The organism is Sodalis sp. RH24, assembly GCF_047324145.1.
Classification (GTDB): domain Bacteria; phylum Pseudomonadota; class Gammaproteobacteria; order Enterobacterales; family Enterobacteriaceae; genus Acerihabitans.
The window spans coordinates 1,816,663-1,834,265 of the sequence record NZ_CP178729.1; the positions used below are offsets into that span (position 1 = coordinate 1,816,663).

General features: G+C 58.6%; 14 protein-coding genes. 3 read left to right on the plus strand and 11 right to left on the minus strand.

The window, feature by feature from the left end; all coding sequences use genetic code 11:
- The first annotated feature begins 1 nt into the window (after position 1).
- Entirely contained in the window at positions 2-781 is a 780-nt protein-coding gene (gene elyC, locus ACL2XG_RS08385; protein ID WP_413722389.1) for an envelope biogenesis factor ElyC, read from the plus strand.
- Positions 782-846: 65 nt separating this feature from the next.
- Here the strand turns inward: elyC and ACL2XG_RS08390 are convergent, their stop codons facing one another.
- From ACL2XG_RS08390 to serC, 11 genes are all read right to left on the minus strand, one after another.
- A complete protein-coding gene (locus ACL2XG_RS08390; protein ID WP_413722388.1) occupies positions 847-1,740 on the minus strand; it encodes a YcbJ family phosphotransferase in 894 nt (297 codons plus the stop codon).
- Positions 1,741-1,849: 109 nt separating this feature from the next.
- Positions 1,850-2,605 (minus strand): 3-deoxy-manno-octulosonate cytidylyltransferase, encoded by a 756-nt coding sequence (gene kdsB, locus ACL2XG_RS08395; protein WP_410015898.1) that lies wholly within the window; start codon positions 2,603-2,605, stop codon positions 1,850-1,852.
- Positions 2,602-2,784 (minus strand): Trm112 family protein, encoded by a 183-nt coding sequence (locus ACL2XG_RS08400; protein WP_162365646.1) that lies wholly within the window; start codon positions 2,782-2,784, stop codon positions 2,602-2,604. The genes kdsB and ACL2XG_RS08400 overlap by 4 nt, the downstream gene beginning before the upstream one ends.
- Before the next feature lie 388 nt (positions 2,785-3,172).
- Entirely contained in the window at positions 3,173-4,168 is a 996-nt protein-coding gene (gene lpxK, locus ACL2XG_RS08405; RefSeq protein ID WP_413722387.1) for a tetraacyldisaccharide 4'-kinase, read from the minus strand.
- Positions 4,161-5,912, minus strand: coding sequence for a lipid A ABC transporter ATP-binding protein/permease MsbA (gene msbA / locus ACL2XG_RS08410; protein ID WP_410015900.1), 1,752 nt, complete (start codon positions 5,910-5,912; stop codon positions 4,161-4,163). The genes lpxK and msbA overlap by 8 nt, the downstream gene beginning before the upstream one ends.
- A 37-nt stretch (positions 5,913-5,949) precedes the next feature.
- On the minus strand, positions 5,950-8,268 hold the full coding sequence (locus ACL2XG_RS08415) for a ComEC family protein (RefSeq protein ID WP_413723596.1): 2,319 nt from the start codon (positions 8,266-8,268) through the stop codon (positions 5,950-5,952).
- A gap of 252 nt (positions 8,269-8,520) precedes the next feature.
- On the minus strand, positions 8,521-8,808 hold the full coding sequence (gene ihfB / locus ACL2XG_RS08420) for an integration host factor subunit beta (protein WP_331120830.1): 288 nt from the start codon (positions 8,806-8,808) through the stop codon (positions 8,521-8,523).
- A 93-nt stretch (positions 8,809-8,901) separates the two neighbouring features.
- Positions 8,902-10,584, minus strand: coding sequence for a 30S ribosomal protein S1 (gene rpsA, locus ACL2XG_RS08425; protein WP_410015901.1), 1,683 nt, complete (start codon positions 10,582-10,584; stop codon positions 8,902-8,904).
- A 111-nt stretch (positions 10,585-10,695) separates the two neighbouring features.
- On the minus strand, positions 10,696-11,379 hold the full coding sequence (gene cmk / locus ACL2XG_RS08430) for a (d)CMP kinase (RefSeq protein WP_410015902.1): 684 nt from the start codon (positions 11,377-11,379) through the stop codon (positions 10,696-10,698).
- Between the two features lie 182 nt (positions 11,380-11,561).
- A complete protein-coding gene (gene aroA, locus ACL2XG_RS08435) occupies positions 11,562-12,851 on the minus strand; it encodes a 3-phosphoshikimate 1-carboxyvinyltransferase (protein ID WP_413722386.1) in 1,290 nt (429 codons plus the stop codon).
- Between the two features lie 243 nt (positions 12,852-13,094).
- On the minus strand, positions 13,095-14,180 hold the full coding sequence (serC, locus tag ACL2XG_RS08440; RefSeq protein ID WP_413722385.1) for a 3-phosphoserine/phosphohydroxythreonine transaminase: 1,086 nt from the start codon (positions 14,178-14,180) through the stop codon (positions 13,095-13,097).
- A gap of 247 nt (positions 14,181-14,427) precedes the next feature.
- On the opposite strand from serC, the gene ycaO reads away from it, so the two are divergent.
- Both ycaO and focA read left to right on the plus strand, forming a co-directional pair.
- Positions 14,428-16,191, plus strand: a complete 1,764-nt coding sequence (gene ycaO / locus ACL2XG_RS08445) for a 30S ribosomal protein S12 methylthiotransferase accessory factor YcaO (protein WP_413722384.1) — start codon at positions 14,428-14,430, stop codon at positions 16,189-16,191.
- Positions 16,192-16,719: 528 nt separating this feature from the next.
- Positions 16,720-17,577 (plus strand): formate transporter FocA, encoded by an 858-nt coding sequence (gene focA / locus ACL2XG_RS08450; protein WP_410015906.1) that lies wholly within the window; start codon positions 16,720-16,722, stop codon positions 17,575-17,577.
- Positions 17,578-17,603 lie beyond the last annotated feature (26 nt).

Consider the following 17,603-nt stretch of genomic DNA (forward strand, 5'->3'; position numbering starts at 1 on the left):
GATGCTTTTTGACCTTAAAAAAATCGTCGGCGGGTTATTGTTGCCGCTGCCGCTGCTGATTTTGCTCATGGGCGCCGGGCTATTACTGCTGTGGTTCACGCGCTGGCAGCGGACCGGTAAGGGTCTGGTGACCCTGGGCTGGTCGGTTTTATTGCTGCTGAGCCTGCAACCGGTGGCCGACAGCATGCTGGCGCCGCTGGAGGCGGCATACCCCACCTATCACGGGCGCCAGCCGGGTATCGCCTACGTGGTGGTGCTGGGCGGCGGATACACCTTTAATCCCTTATGGGCGCCCAGTTCCAACCTGATTAACAACAGCCTGCCGCGGGTGGCCGAAGGAATTCGTCTTTATCATGACCATCCCGGCGCCAAAATGGTATTTACCGGCGCGGCGGCGCCGGGCAATCCCGTCAGCAGCGCCGAAACGGCGTCAAGGGTGGCGCAAAGCCTTGGGGTGCCGGCGGGAGATATTATCGTGCTGGAGGCGCCGCGCGACACCCGCCAGGAAGCGGCAAGCGTAGCCGCCCTGGTGGGCAAGGCGCCGTTTTTGCTGGTCACGTCTGCCAACCATATGCCACGCGCCATGGGGTTTTTCCGGGCCCGGGGGCTGACCCCCATCCCTGCCCCGGCCAACCAGTTGGCGATCGACAGTCCGTTAAACCCGTGGGAAAAGGTGCTGCCGTCGCCCCTATGGCTGGGGCATGCCGACCGCGCCTGGTATGAAACCCTGGGACGCGCCTGGCAAAAAATAACCGGCGACAGCGACGCGCCGGCATCCTGATTGATGCCGCCGTACCGGGGCGATAGCGCCGCGCAAGGCGGGCGCTATCGCCGGCGCACGTCCGTTTAATCAAGCCAGGGGACGAGTTCGCGACCGGCCAGGTCGAATACCGCGCGGTCGAGCAACCCGGTGTGGATATAGCGCGCCGCCGCTTCCCAGATACCGTATAGCCAGCGCCGGTAGAGGAACGCCTCCGACACCGGCGCCTTGCTCAGGTAATGGTAGAGCAGCTCGTTCGCCATGCCGTCCTCGCACAGGCGGAACAAATCGTACTCGCGCGGCGCCCACAGCATGGTGCCGGGATTGAGCATGGCGAGCAGTTGATCGGTGCGCTGGTCCTTGAGCATGCTGCGCAGCGTGAGGTTGCCGTGCACCAGCACGCTGTTTTCCTGATAATCGGCAAACAGTTTTTCACGGCTCTGGCGGGTGCGGAACAACAGGTTGCGGTCTTCATAGGTCAGCAGCGGCGCGGAGACTTTCAGCAGCGTCGACCAAATCACTTCGATGCGTTGCGCATACCAGTTGGGCCAGGTATTTTCCTGCGTGCTGTCCACCGTGCCGACGTAGCCATGGCTGTCGATACGGTGCCAGGCCAGCATGCTTTCGACAATCTGATCTTTCAGCAGCTCCCAGCGCTGCGGCGTACGGGTTGGGGCTTCCACCGAGACCCCGCGCAGGCGTTCCATCAGCAGCAGTTCCTTATACGGCGCCTGCTGGGTTACCACCAGCCCGTAGACCGTGGGCAACCGCACTTCGCCCTCGCGGGCCAGCATGGAAAGCTTGTACGCCTCCTGCTGTGCGATGCCTTGGCAGATATAGCTTTTTGCCAGCAATGAAAGCGGATGTCCTTCCTTATCATACATAGCATAAAGATGCGCATAAGGTTGTTCGCTGATCCGCTCCAGACGGCTCAGGGATTCCCCCAATACTGCGCTTAACTCAGCTTTCAACTGTTCCATGACAGACTCAACCTTTATATAATGGACAAACGTGTGAATAACAAACACGGGCCATCATGCTGGCTTCACCGGCAAACTTCTTCGTTTCAGATCAAGATTTAGCGGAATATCAGCGGTTATGGCGCATCAGTTCGCGCACGCGCAGCAGCTCTTCCGGCGTATCGACGCCGATGCCCGGCACCTCTTTCGCCACCGCGACATGAATCTTTTCGCCATACCACAGTACCCGCAGTTGCTCGAGCATCTCAATCTGCTCCAGCTGGCTTGGTTGCCAGCCCACATAACGGCGGATAAAACCGGCGCGATAGCCATAGATGCCGATATGGCGCAAAAAGGTGTCGCCGATGGTCGCCCGGGAAACGGTGAAACGTTCACGTTCCCAGGGGATGGCGGCGCGGGAAAAATACAGCGCGAAACCCTGGGCATCCATCACCACTTTGACCGCGTTCGGATTAAAGGCTTCCTCGGCGGTGGTGATGGGCACCGCAAGCGTGGCCATGCCCGCCTGGCAATGGGCCAGATTATCAGCCACCTGGCGGATAATGACCGGCGGGATGAGCGGCTCGTCGCCTTGCACATTGACGACGATCTGGTCATCGGGAAATTGATAGCGGTCGATCACTTCCGCCAGGCGTTCGGTACCGGAGTGATGATCGGGGCGGGTCATGCAAACCTCGCCGCCCGCCTGGCGGACGGCATCCACCACGCCGGCGTGATCGGTCGCCACGATAACCCGGTCCGCGCCGGATTCCTGCGCGCGCTCCATGACATGCACCACCATCGGCTTGCCGTTAATATCCGCCAGGGGTTTGCCCGGCAGGCGGCTGGAGGCGAACCGCGCGGGAATGATAGCCACGAAACTCATTGATTTGTCTCGTCCAATGTCAGGGCGCGGGCCTCGCTCTCCAATAATACCGGTATACCGTCCCGGACCGGATAGGCCAGGGCATCCGATTTACAGATGAGTTCCTGTTTTTCTTTATTAAAATACAGCTTGCCGTTACATACCGGGCACGCCACGATTTCCAATAAACGGTGATCCATGTTTCCTCCAGCATACACACCCTGCGATGCGTCGATGGCCCAGAGAATAGCATAATGCGGCGGCGGGCGGGAATGCTTACGGCGATTAGCTGCAATTGACGTCACAACGATTGACGCAGGCTATTAACATTTTTGCAAAATAGGGTTGATCCATGCACAGGAACGGCGTAATATTTTTTGTGAGCTACATCACACTTTAGACATTTAAGAGACAAACCTGCCATGAAAAAATTAAATAAAATAATTGCTTTGTTTGCTAATTTTAGCCGCTAAGCAAAAAATAACATCGCTCTCTCGGCCCGATCATCCCTGATGACCGGGCCGATTGTTTTTTCGCCGCAAAAAAAACGCCCCCTTATCAGCCCGCCCGGTTCCGGCGTGATTGACGCTAGCGCTTTTGCCGCGAGGCGATAATCGCCCGCTCGATAGGCGCCAGCAGCGCCTGCGCGTCCCGCTCCGGCAACTGGGCGCTTACCGGCAGATACCACCAGTTGGCCTGGGCGAAAGCGCGGCATTTCACCGCGTCTTTTTCCGTCATCAACAGCGTCTGGTGCGGCAAGGCCAGCGGCGCCAATTGCTCCAGGCGATAAGCCTGATGATCGCCGAAGGCAATTTCACCTTCGGTGACCACGCCAAGGGCGCGCAGGGTGGCGAAAAACCGCGGCGGATGCCCGATGCCCGCCATCGCCACGACCGAGCGCAGTTGCCCGGCAGGCCGGGTTTCACCGCTGGCCAAATTGACCGCGTCGCCCGGCACCAGGCGCATGGGAATCTCACCCGGTAATGCCTCGCCCCCGTTGACAATCACGGCGTCGACGCGTTTCAACCGGCCGGCCCGCTCGCGCATGGGGCCCGCCGGCAGCCACCAGCCGTTGCCAAAACGCCTGACGCCATCCACCACGACCCATTCGATGTCCCGCGCCAGCGCATAATGCTGCAGGCCGTCATCGGTGATAATCACATCCAGCGGCCGTCCGGCCAACAAGGCCGCCACCGCGTCCGCGCGCTTAGGCGCCACCGCCACCGCGGCGCCGGTGCGCTGGAAAATCAACACCGGCTCATCCCCCGCCTGTCGGCTGGTGGTATTGTCGTCCAGCAGCAGCGGGTAGCCGTCGGCCCGCCCGCCGTAGCCGCGGGATACCACGCCGACCCGCCAGCCGCGCCGCTGCAAATGCTCCACCAGCCACAACACCACGGGTGTTTTGCCGTTGCCGCCGGCGGTCAGGTTGCCCACCACCACCACCGGCACCGGGAAGCGGTAGGTTTTACGCCATCCCAGGCGATAGCCCAGCTTTATCAGCGCGCTGACCAGGCCGTATAGCCAGGATAACGGCAGCAGCAGCCAATACAGTTTCGACCCGCCGAACCAGATGCGATCAATCATTGCCGAACTGCATCCGGTGCAGTTGGGCATACGCGCCCTTCTGCGCCAGCAGGTCCTGATGCGAACCGCGCTCCACGATACGGCCGTTTTCCACCACCAGGATCTCATCGGCTTTTTCGATGGTCGACAGACGATGGGCAATCACCAGCGAGGTGCGGTTTTTTTGCAGCGCGTCCAGCGCCTTCTGGATGGCGCGCTCCGATTCGGTGTCCAGCGCCGAGGTGGCCTCGTCAAGGATCAGGATCGGGCAATCACGCAGCAACGCGCGGGCAATGGCGATGCGCTGCCGCTGTCCGCCGGACAGCAGCACGCCGTTTTCACCGATGACCGTATCCAGGCCCTTATCCATTTTGGCGATAAAATCCATGGCGTACGCCATGCGGGCCGCATTCTCGATTTCCTCGCGCGAAAACCGGTCCTTGCGGGCATAGGCAATATTGTTGGCGATGGTATCGTTAAATAAATGCACATTTTGCGAGACCAGCGCCACCTGATCGCGCAGCGATGACAGCTTGTATTCCCGCAGGTCATGTCCGTCCAGCAACACCGCGCCCTCCTGGACATCGTAAAACCGCGTCAGGAGGTTGGCGATGGTGGATTTGCCGGATCCGGAACGCCCGACCAGCGCCACCGTTTTGCCCGCGGGGATGGTCAGGCTGATATGTTCAAGGGAGGGTGTTTCTTTGCCGGGGTAATAAAAAGTGACGTCGCGGAATTCAACATGGCCTTCGGCGCGTTCGATTTCCAGCGTACCCTCATCCTTCTCCTGCTCCATATCCAGGATGGCAAACAGGGTCTGGCAGGCGGCCATGCCCCGTTGGAACTGGGAATTAACGTTAGTGAGCGATTTCAGCGGGCGCATCAGTGCAATCATGGATGAGAACACCACGGTAATGGTGCCGGCGGTCAGGTTTTGCATCACGCTCGGGAAACTGGCGGCATACAGGACAAACGCCAGTGCCAGTGAGGCGATAAACTGGATCACCGGGTCGGAGACCGACGAGGCGGAAACCATTTTCATGCCCTGCTGGCGCATGCGGTTGCTGACATGGTTGAAACGTTCGTTCTCGACCTTTTGGCCGCCGAAAATCAATACTTCCTTATGGCCTTTCAGCATCTGCTCGGCGCTGGTGGTGACCTGCCCCATGGTGTTCTGCATATTTTTGCTGATATTGCGAAAGCGTTTCGACACCTGGCGGATGGCAATGGAAACAATGGGGGCGATAACCACCAGGATCAGCGACAGTTGCCAGCTGTAATAGAACATCATGATAAACAGGCCGATAATCGAGGCGGTTTCGCGGATAACGGTAATCAGCGCGCTGGATGACGAGGAGGCCACCTGTTCCGAATCATAGGTAATGCGCGACAGCAGGGTACCGGTGGATTGCTGATCGAAAAAGGACACGGGCATGCCCATCATATGGCTGAACAGCCGGCGGCGCATTTGCATCACGACTTTGCCGGATACCCAGGATACACAATAACTGGAAACAAAACCGGTTGAACCGCGCACCACCATCAGGCCGATAACGGCCAGCGGCATCCACACCAGGATGCTGTTGTCGCTTTTGCCGAACCCGTCGTCCAGCAACGGCTTGAGTAATGACAGCATCAGGGTATCGCTGGCGGCATTCAGTATCAGGGCGATGGCAGAGACTATCAGGCCCGCCTTAAAAGGGGAGATCATCGGCCATAGGCGACGGAACGTCTGCCAGGTGGAGAGATCTTTATCATTAAGCATGCATTTAACCAGCGCTGAGTCTAAATAGCCGACCATTCTACTCATTATCGGCGTGGACGCCAAACCACTGGTGATACCAACGTGGCATAATTTGCTCCCGATATCCTTTTATCACCCAATTATTGTCATAAAAATGAATACTGACCTGACCTGAGCGGGCGGTATCATGCCAGGCGATGCCTTCCTGCCGGTAACGCTCCCTGATGAGCGGCGCGGGCAGGCGCCAGGGATTAAAGCGCGCCGCCGACGCCAGCGCCGCCGCTGGACGCACCGCGCGTAAAAAGGCCCGGGTGGACGAGGTTTTGCTGCCGTGGTGGGGGATCTGGAGAATATCGGCGCGCAGCCGGCCGCGGGCGGTCCTGAGCAAGGCCCGCTCGGCCGGCGCCTCGATATCGCCGGTTAACAGCACGCTGAACGCGCCGTCCTCTATTTTGATCACGCAGGAATCATCATTGCCGGCTTTTTTAACCTGCGCCGGCGGCCACAGGACGCTGAACGTCAGTCCCTGCCATTGCCAGCGCTGTCCCACGACGCAGGGAAGATGGCCATTGCCGCGGTAAGAGCTGGCGACCGGCACCCCCGGGAACGCCCGTTTGAGGGTGCCGAGCCCGCCGATATGATCCTGATGGCTGTGGCTGAGGTAAATACCTTCCGGCGACAGACCGCGCCAGGCCAGATAAGGCAGGATTTCCGCTTTGCCGATATCGCCGCCGCGCCAGCCGGCGCCGGTATCATATATCAGCGCTTTACCATGGCGCTCCACCACCACCGCCAGCCCGTGGCCGACGTCCAGCATATCCAACCGCCAGCGAGGCCGATCCGCCCTGTCGCGCGGTGCCAGCAGCAGCGCGCCGAGCACCAGCATATTGAGTCGATAGGTGCGCCACCAGCCGAAACGCCAGATAATCACCGCCAGCCAGCCGCCGATGCTCCACAGGATGCCGGTTTCCGGCAAATCCCGCCACCCACGCTGTAGCGGCGCCAGCGGCATAAAGACCAGCGTCAGCGATTGGTCGGCCAGATACCACAGCAGACGGCTCAGCGGCGGCAGCATGCCCAGGCAGATTGCCGCCAGGATCAGGGGCGTGGTGATAAACGACACCAGCGGCACCGCCCACAGGTTGGCAGGCAGCGACAGCGGATTAACGCCGTGGAATAATCCCCATTGCAGCGGCAGCAGCAACAGGGTCATGCCGGCCTGCAAATGTATCCAGCGCAGCCAGGCCCAGCGCAGCCCGGACTGGAAACGCGCCGGCAGCGGCGCCCACTGAAACCAGAAAATCAGCGCCGCCACCGCCAGGCATGACAGCCACAGGCTGCTTGACAGCACGCTAAGCGGGTCGGTAACCACTATCAGCGCCACGCACCACAGCCAAACCTGCCAGGCCCCGCAGCACACGCCGCGCATACGCAGCAGGAGCCATAGCGTCAGCGCCAGCAGCGCGCGGATGGCCGGAAAATTCACGCCAGAAATCCATACATACCCCGCCGCGGCCAGCCAGCCGATCGCCAGCGGCATCACCGGGCCGACCCAGCGCCCGGGCAGGACAAACTGGCCGCCGCGCGCCAGCAGCCAGCCAAACAGGGCCGCCAGTGAAATATGCAGGCCGGATATGGCCATCAGATGTGCGGTGCCGGTTTGCTGTAACAGCAGGCGTAGATCCTCCGGCATGCCCCAGCTTTCGCCAAACCCCAGCGCCAGTAAAATGGACGGCCAGCGCAGATCGGCGAACCGGGCGGCGGCGTTGTCGATAAGCCTTTGCCGCAAGCCGCAGCGGGCGTCTTCCACTTTGGCTTTGACGACCCGGCCCACCAGCGGTTGATGATTGGCGACGGCCCAGCGCTGGCTGTCAAAACCGCCCTGATTGAGCCGGCTATGCTGGGGGCGCAGCTTCAGCATCATTTTCCACTGCTGCCCGGCGCACCAGCGCTCCGGCAGCGACGCCCAGCTGATGGCGGCATGGACCGGAGGAAACACCCGTTTGCCCCCGGCCTGGGTTATTTTAATCACCGCGCCCGCGCGCGGGTTATGCCCATGATGGATACTGACGATATGGGCGCGCACGATAGCCCTGGGTTGGGATAATAGCGCCGTCTGCTCCAGTAATTGTATGGCGCAAAAACCGCTCCAGGCGAACGCGGCCAGAAATACCGCCGCTAAACGGCACCCTGGAGCGGGAAATAAGAGCAAGGCCCAGGCGGCCAGCGCAACGCCATGCAGCGCGGTGGGGGCCGGCAATACGGGTAAAAAGCCCAAGGGCACTATGCCGGCTATGGCGCAAAACGCCATATGGTTAACGGATAACGGCATCAGTAATAGGGTCCGGCAATCATCGGCGTGCCATCCTGGCGACATGACAGTGACGCCGAGTATTGTCCATGCCATCGGTCGCCGCCATCAGGGGTATGTGATAAGGCGATGCCGCTTCAGGACAATAAGATAGCCTTAACAGCCGGGCGCGCCAGGCTGCGCGCAAGCGCGCATTTGCCCTGGCGCAACCGGCGGCGCTTTTTTCACCGCCGCTGACGTCCAGGCATAAAAAAAGACACCCGAAGGTGTCTTGTTTGCGGCTGGCTTACAACGCCGGTGGGTCAACGCCCGCAGGCATTATGAGCCATAAATATTGGCGCGGTCGCGCAGCTCTTTGCCGGGCTTGAAATGGGGGACATATTTGCCTTCCAGTTCAACCTTATCCCCGGTTTTAGGGTTGCGTCCGACACGCGGTGCACGGTAGTGAAGTGAAAAACTGCCGAAACCACGGATTTCAATGCGCTCACCGCCGGCGAGGGTGGTCGCCATATGTTCGAGCATCTCTTTCACAGCATCCTCGACGATTTTTGCCGGGATATGAGCGTGCTGTCCAGCAAGTCTTTCAATAAGTTCAGACTTGGTCATAGTTCCTCCAAGTGCGCATTCCAGCGGATAAAGCAGGAACACGACCCAACTTAGCTACCGTCCAGGAGCGGCCGTCTCGCCGCTCCCCCATTATTATTCGCCTTTAGCTGCCTTGAACGCTTCAGCCATTGCACTGGAGAAATTGCTGGTATCTTCCTGCTTGTTGGTGCTGTTCACAGTGGCGATAGCATCTTTCTCATCAGCTTCATCCTTAGCACGAACGGACAGGCTGACAACGCGGTTTTTACGATCAACGCCGGTGAATTTAGCTTCAACGTCGTCGCCCACGTTCAGGACCAGGGTAGCGTCTTCAATGCGGTCACGCGATGCTTCGGAAGCACGCAGGTAACCTTCAACGCCGCCAGCTAATTCAACTGTAGCACCTTTAGCGTCAACTGCAGTGACTTTACCGGTAACAATGGTACCTTTCTTGTTCAAAGACAGGTAGTTATTAAACGGATCTTCAGCCAGTTGCTTCACGCCCAGTGAAATACGTTCGCGTTCTGCGTCAACCTGCAGGACCACGGCCGCGATTTCGTCGCCTTTCTTGTATTCGCGCACGGCTTCTTCGCCGGCAACATTCCAGGAGATGTCGGACAGATGAACCAGGCCGTCGATGCCGCCGTCCAGGCCGATGAAGATACCAAAGTCAGTGATTGACTTGATCTTGCCTTCGACGCGGTCACCCTTATTATGGGTTTCGGCGAACTGCTGCCATGGGTTGGCTTTGCACTGCTTGAGGCCCAGGGAGATACGGCGACGTTCTTCGTCGATATCCAGAACCATGACTTCAACCACGTCGCCCACGTTAACAACCTTGGACGGATGGATGTTTTTGTTGGTCCAATCCATTTCGGAAACGTGAACCAGGCCTTCGACGCCTTCTTCGATTTCAACGAAGCAGCCGTAATCGGTCAGGTTGGTCACGCGGCCGGTGAGGCGGGTGCCTTCCGGGTAACGTTTGGCGATAGCCACCCACGGATCTTCGCCGAGCTGTTTCAGGCCCAGGGAAACACGGGTACGTTCACGGTCGAATTTCAGGACCTTAACGGTGATTTCATCGCCGACATTGACGATTTCGCTCGGATGCTTAACACGCTTCCAGGCCATATCGGTAATATGCAGCAAGCCATCGACGCCGCCCAGATCGACAAACGCGCCATAGTCGGTAAGGTTCTTGACGATACCCTTAACTTCCATGCCTTCCTGCAGGTTTTCCAGCAGCTGATCGCGTTCCGCACTGTTTTCGGACTCGATCACCGCGCGACGGGAAACCACCACGTTGTTACGTTTCTGGTCCAGCTTGATAACTTTAAACTCAAGCTCTTTGCCTTCCAGATGCAGGGTATCGCGTACCGGACGCACGTCAACCAACGAACCCGGCAGGAACGCACGGATGCCGTTCAGTTCGACGGTGAAACCGCCCTTCACTTTGCCGTTGATGATGCCGGTAACGGTCGCGGCTTCTTCGTAGGCTTTTTCCAGCATCAGCCAGGCTTCATGGCGCTTGGCTTTTTCGCGAGACAGCAGGGTCTCACCGAAACCGTCTTCCACCGCGTCAAGCGCGACGTCGACCTGATCGCCAACCTTGATTTCCAGCTCGCCCTGAGCATTTTTAAACTGCTCAATAGGAATAGCGGATTCGGATTTCAGACCGGCGTCAACCAGTACGACATCTTTATCGATGGAAACAACGGTACCGCGCACGATGGAACCGGGACGGGTTTCGATTTCTTTCAGGGATTCTTCAAAGAGTTGAGCAAAAGATTCTGTCATATTTGATAATCTTCAGGTGTTTTTGATTAACGTCCATCCGGCATCCTGCTCGATGGGGTTGTTTTACACGCCCTATTGCCAGTCCCTGCAACGGGGTAGTTGTTTCCAAGGCTACGACAACGCCAGTATACGCCGTGAATGCGCCAATGCCTGAGCTATCACTTCATCGATAGTCATGCGGGTGGAATCCAGTACCAGAGCATCTGATGCCGGAACCAGCGGCGCCACCGGGCGGTTCCTGTCGCGTTCGTCCCTTTCCTTTATCTCGGATAAAAGGCGTTCAAAGTTAACACTAAAGCCCTTTTCCTGCAACTGCCGCATGCGGCGGTGCGCTCTTTCTTCCGAGGACGCGTCGAGAAAAATCTTCACCGGCGCCTCGGCAAACACCACGGTGCCCATATCCCGGCCGTCGGCAATCAGGCCCGGCGCCTCGCGGAATGCCCGCTGCCGACGCAGCAGGGCCTCGCGCACCCGGGGAAACGCGGCAATCTTGGAGGCGGTATTGCCCACCTCCTCGTTACGGATTTCACCGCTGACATCCTCGCCCTCGAGGATGATTTCCAGCTCGCCCGCCTGTACCTTGAAGCGTACGTCGAGATGCGCCGCCAGCGGCACCAGCGCTTCCTCCGCGTTGATATCGACCTGGTGGTGCAACGCCGCCAGGGCCAGGACGCGGTAAATGGCCCCCGAATCCAGCAGATGCCACCCTAATGCTTCCGCCAATGCTTTACACAGCGTGCCTTTCCCTGCACCGCTCGGTCCGTCGATGGTGATCACCGGGACTACTGCTGTCATTGTTTTCTCCTCTCAGCGGTTTGATTCTGGTTCCATAAATAATGAATTTACTATGATGCATTATACGCATCATAAGGAATAACGGTTACCCTTCGGCGTCAGGATCGTGAAATTAAGACACCGCGCGCGCGTTTTCATTCACCGGCGCGCCGCACGGCCGGTGAATAAACGGGAAAAGCGGGTTACGCCAGGGTGCTGATGGCGGCCAGTTGGCGGAAATAATCGGGGAAGGTTTTATTGGTGCACTTCGGATCGCGGATAGTCACCGGGGTATCGGACAACGCCACCAGGGAGAAGCACATCGCCATACGGTGATCGTTATAGGTGTCGATCGCGGCGGATATCAGCCTGGCCGGCGGCGTGATGGCGATATAGTCCTCGCCCTCCACCACGCCGGCGCCCACTTTGCGCAGCTCGGTGGCCATGGCCGCCAGCCGGTCGGTTTCCTTGACGCGCCAGTTGTAGATATTGCGCAGGGTGGTGGTGCCGCCGTCGGCGAACAGGGCGGTGGTGGCGATGGTCATGGCGGCGTCGGGAATATGGTTCATGTCCATATCGATGGCGTGCAGCCCGCCCCGGCGGCATTCGATAAAATCATCGCCCCAGCGGATGGTGGCGCCCATGCGCTCCAGCACATCGGCGAAGCGGATATCGCCCTGCACGCTGTTTTTGCCGATACCGGTAACCCGCACCGTGCCGCCGCGGATGGCCGCCGCCGCCAGGAAATAAGACGCGGACGAGGCATCGCCCTCCACCAGATACTCGCCCGGCGAGCGATACTTCTGGCCGCCTTGCAGGTAAAACACCCGGTAGTCGTCATGGCGCGCCTGTATGCCAAAGGTTTTCATCAACGCCAGGGTGATATCAATATACGGCTTGGAAACCAGCTCGCCTTTGATGCGGATGGTGGTATCCCCGGCGGCCAGCGGCGCCGTCATCAGCAGGGCGGTGAGAAACTGGCTGGACACGCTGCCGTCGACGGTAATATCGCCGCCGCGAAAACCGCCGCGCAAACGCAACGGCGGGTAATTTTCCTGCTCCAGGTAATCCACCTCCGCGCCGCCCTGGCGCAGGGCATCCACCAGATGGCCGATGGGACGCTCTTTCATGCGCGGCTCGCCGGTCAGGGTAATGTCATGCCGGCCCAGGCACAGCACGGCTGCCAGGGGCCGCATGGCGGTGCCGGCGTTGCCGAGAAACAGCGACAGCGGCGCCGGCGCGGTCAGGGCCTGCCCCCGGCCATCGATCTCGCATGTCCTGCGATCGTCGCTTAACCGGCAGACGACCCCGAGCGCGGCCAGGGCATCGAGCATATGGCGCACATCGTCGCTGTCGAGCAGATTGGTCAGGCGGGTGGTGCCGTCGGCCAGCGCCGCCAGCAACAGCGCCCGGTTCGAAACGCTTTTCGAGCCGGGAAGATTAATGGTGCCATCGACAAGTGCCACCGGTTGTAGGGTCAGGGATTCCAGCATGTGAAGCGCGTTCTCCAGCAAAAACAAAAACTCAGGCGATTATAAACCCGCACAACAGCGTGAAGCGGGGGTAATAGGCAAGGAGGGCAAAGCGCGGCGCGCCGGGAACGCCTTAAAATAACGCACAGGCGTTGACCCGCAGGGCGGCTCTCACGGATGAGAGCCGCAACGGCGCGCCGGAGTTTCCAAGGCGGTATTTACCGCGGCTTAACGACCCGGCCCATCCTGCCCGTCAGTACGGAGTTAGCCATGGCGCCGGGCGAATCCATCCATAAAGGACACCAGCGCCTCGACGCCCGCCAGGGGCATGGCATTATACAGGGAAGCGCGCATCCCGCCCACGACGCGATGGCCTTTCAGCGCGTGCAGCCCCGCCGCGAAGGATTCATCCAGGAACAGTTTATCCAGCGCCGCATCCGCCAGTAAAAAGGGCACGTTCATGCGCGAACGGTTGGCCGGGGCGACATCGTTGCGGTAGAAATCGCTTTGGTCGATGTAATGATACAATGTATCCGCCTTGGCCTGGTTGCGTTTGTCCATTTCCACCAGTCCGCCCTGCGCCTTCAGCCATTTAAATACCAGGCCGGACAGGTACCAGGCAAAGGTGGGCGGCGTATTGAACATGGAGTCATTCTCCGCCAGCACCTTATAATCCAGCACCGACGGCAGCTCGCGCCGCGCCTTGCCCAGCAGGTCGTCACGCACAATCACCAGCGTCAGGCCCGCCGGGCCGATATTCTTCTGCGCGCCGGCATAGATCACGCCAAAACGGCTGACATCCAGGGGACGGGACAAAATAGTGGAGGAATAATCGGCGACGACCACTTTATCGCCGAAATCAGGCAATTCATCAATCGCCAGGCCGTCGATGGTTTCGTTCGGACAGTAATGCACGTAGGCGCCGTCGGCGGATAAGTTCCATTCGCGCATGGGCTTAATCGCGCGCAGGCCGTCAATCCGTGTTTTGACGTCGATAACCTTCGGGTCACAATATTTTTGCGCTTCGCTTATGGCGCTGTGCGCCCAGTAGCCGCCGTCGATATAGTCGGCGCTGGCGCTGTCGCCCAACAGATTGAGCGGCACCGCGGCAAACTGCGCCCGCGCGCCGCCGTGGCAGAACAGCACCTTATAATGGTCCGGAATACTCAGCAGCTCGCGTAGATCCTGTTCGGACTCCCGGGCCACCTCGATAAATTCCTTACTGCGATGGCTGATCTCCATCACCGACGTACCCAGACCGTGCCAGTTGCACAGTTCCTGCTCCGCGCGCCGCAAGACTTCCACCGGTATCATTGCCGGACCGGCGCTAAAATTGAACACCTGATTCATTTCCATCCACCACGTTGGCCAAAAAATTCGTTAATACTCATTCTATCGTTTTTATCACTCGCATCGGGGCGTCGCAACGGTTATTGCTTATCGGGCGTAATTTCAGCGCCGCCACCCGCACCCGGTCTTAACGGCGCCAGGGCGGATAAAACCGGCCGCTGCCGCGCTCACGATCGGGGGAATACATGGAGGCACGGCAGAAAACACCGTATTATGCGCCTTTCAAGACAATAAAAAGAGAACCTGCATGTCACAAACATTTATTCCCGGTAAAGACGCCGCCCTAGAAGACTCCATCGCCCGCTTTTACCAGCAGCTCGGCGCGCTGGGATTTAATATCGAAGAGGCTTCCTGGCTCAATCCCGTGCCGCACGTGTGGTCGGTGCATATCCGCGATCGCGACTGTCCGCTGTGTTTTACCAACGGTAAGGGCGCCAGTAAAAAAGCCGCCCTGGCGTCGGCGCTGGGCGAGTATTTCGAGCGGTTGTCCACCAACTATTTTTTTGCCGATTTTTATCTTGGCGCCAGTATCGCCAATGACGGGTTCGTGCATTATCCCAACGAGAAATGGTTCGCGCTGCCCGCCGATGGCCGTTTGCCGTCGGGTATCCTCGACGATGGCCTGCGGGCATTTTACGATCCGCAGCAGGAACTGACCGCGCCCGCGCTGGTCGACCTGCAATCAGGCAATGCCGCGCGCGGCATCTGCGCCCTGCCGTTTGAGCGTCAGTCTGACCGGCAGACGGTGTATATCCCGGTGAACATCATCGGCAACCTGTATGTCTCCAACGGCATGTCGGCGGGCAATACCGCCAATGAAGCTCGGGTGCAGGCATTGTCGGAAGTGTTCGAGCGCCATATAAAGAACCGGATTATCGCCGAGTCCATAAGCCTGCCGGCTATCCCGCCGGCGGTAATGGCCCGCTATCCCGGCGTGATCGAGGCCATCGCCCGCCTGGAAGAGGAGGGCTTCCCGATTTTCGCCTATGACGCGTCGCTGGGCGGGCTGTATCCGGTGATGTGCGTGGTATTGTTTAATCCCGCCAACGGCACCTGCTTCGCCTCGTTTGGCGCGCATCCGGACTTCGGCGTGGCGCTGGAGCGCACGGTAACCGAATTGTTGCAGGGCCGCAGCCTGAAAGACCTGGATGTGTTCACGCCGCCGACCTTTGACGACGAGGAAGTGGCGGAGCAGACCAATCTGGAAACCCATTTTATCGACTCCAGCGGCCTGATTTCTTGGGATCTGTTTAAGCAGGATGCTGATTACGACTTTGCCGACTGGGACTTCAGCGGCAGCACCGGCGACGAATTCACCACTCTGATGGCCATTTTCCAGCGCCTGCACGCCGAAGTCTATATCGCCGATTACGAGCATCTGGATGTGTATGCCTGCCGCATCCTGGTGCCCGGGATGTCGGATATCTATCCGGTTGAAGACTTGCTGTTGGCCAATAACACCATGGCCGCCCATCTGCGCGCCACCCTGACCAGCCTGCCCGGCAGCCGCTGGCCGAAGCAGCGCTACCTGGCGCTGATAGAGCAACTGGACGACGAAGGGCTGGACGACTTCACCCGCGTCCGGGAACTGCTGGGGCTGGCGACCGGCAGGGATAACGGCTGGTTTACCCTGCGCGTGGGCGAGCTGAAGGTGATGCTGGCGCTGGCGGGCGGCGACCTGGAGCAGGCGCTGATGTGGACCGAATGGACCAGGGACTTCAATGCATCGGTTTTTACGCCGGAACGCGAAAATTTTTACCGCTGCCTGCATAGCCTGCTGTTGCTGACCCAGGAACCGGACCGCGAGCTGGAGCAGTATGTTGCTGCCTTTGCGCGCATGTACGGCCAGGCCACGCTTGAGCGCGCGCAGGCGGCGCTTAAGGGCGAAAACTGTTTTTACGGCTTATTCGATATCGACAGCGACCTGCACGCCCTGCCCACCCACCGCGCCCTGCTTGCCGCCTATGAAAAGCTGCAGGCGGCCAAACGCCGCTATTGGCGCCCGGCATAAGGTTACGCCGGCGCGCCGCTGCAAACCGCCGATCCGCCGCGCCGGGACGGTGAACATCCCGGCATCACATGCACGACCGTCGGGCACCGCGCCCGGCGGCCATGACGACGGCCCGCCGTGCCCGTGGGCCACAAGATAACCCTGCATTTTTTGTGCCTTGCGCGTATAGTAGAGCCATAAATAGGAAGCCGCGATGAAGATAACCGCGCGATTATTGACGTTTCCTTTTTAGCGTCATTGTTTCAGGAAAGTAAAATCCGGCAAAATAATAGGTCCGGATGAAACAAATTACCCACATTAATGGCTATTTCATAACGCGTCAAAATGTACAAAAAATGTGGTCTTCAAATCTTTATGTAATAATTAAAATTTATTTTTTCTATATTTATCAAATATTTGAAATAAATGAGACGTCTTATCTTGCCTGTCAAGGGGGATTAAGTTTGGGCCATTATGATCTATATCAATTTTTGCTCTATACTCGTTTGTTAGAATTAGGTCGTTAATTAATCCAACGAGAGAGTTTGTGTGAAGTCTGACAACCCTTTTGACCTGAAATTACCCGATGCCATGGCGAAAGTTGCTGAAGAGGCGGGCGTCTATAAAGCAACCAAGCAACCGTCAAAAACGTTTTTTCTGGCCATTACCGCCGGCGTTTTTATTTCCATAGCCTTCGCGTTCTATATTACAGCTACCACCGGTGCCGGCACCATGCCTTACGGCATCTCCAAGCTTATCGGCGGTATATGCTTTTCGTTGGGATTAATGTTGGTGGTGGTTTGCGGCGCCGACCTGTTCACCTCCACGGTGCTCATCATGGTGGCGAAAGCCAGCGGACGCATCACCTGGGGACAGCTGGTTCGCAACTGGATCAACGTCTACATCGGCAACCTGTTCGGCGCGTTGTTTTTCGTCGCCCTGATTTGGTTCTCCGGTGAGCATATGGTGGCAAACGGCGCGTGGGGCCTTAACGTTTTGCAAACCGCCGATCATAAAATGCACCATACTTTTATCGAAGCGGTATGTCTGGGGATCCTGGCTAATCTGATGGTCTGCCTGGCGGTGTGGATGAGTTATTCCGGCCGCAGCCTGACGGATAAAATGTTCGCCATGATTTTCCCGGTCGCGATGTTCGTTGCCAGCGGTTTTGAGCATAGCATCGCCAATATGTTTATGATCCCGCTGGGCATCGTTATCAAGAATTTCGCAGCGCCGGAATTCTGGCAGGCCGTTGGGATGGCACCAGAACAGTTTTCACACCTGACCATTAGCAACTTTATCATCGATAATCTGATACCGGTTACCATCGGCAACATTATCGGCGGGGGGTTACTGGTAGGGTTGACGTACTGGATGATTTATCTGCGCGGTGGGAACAAGCATTAACCTGTTTGTCTCGCATCGTAAAGCCG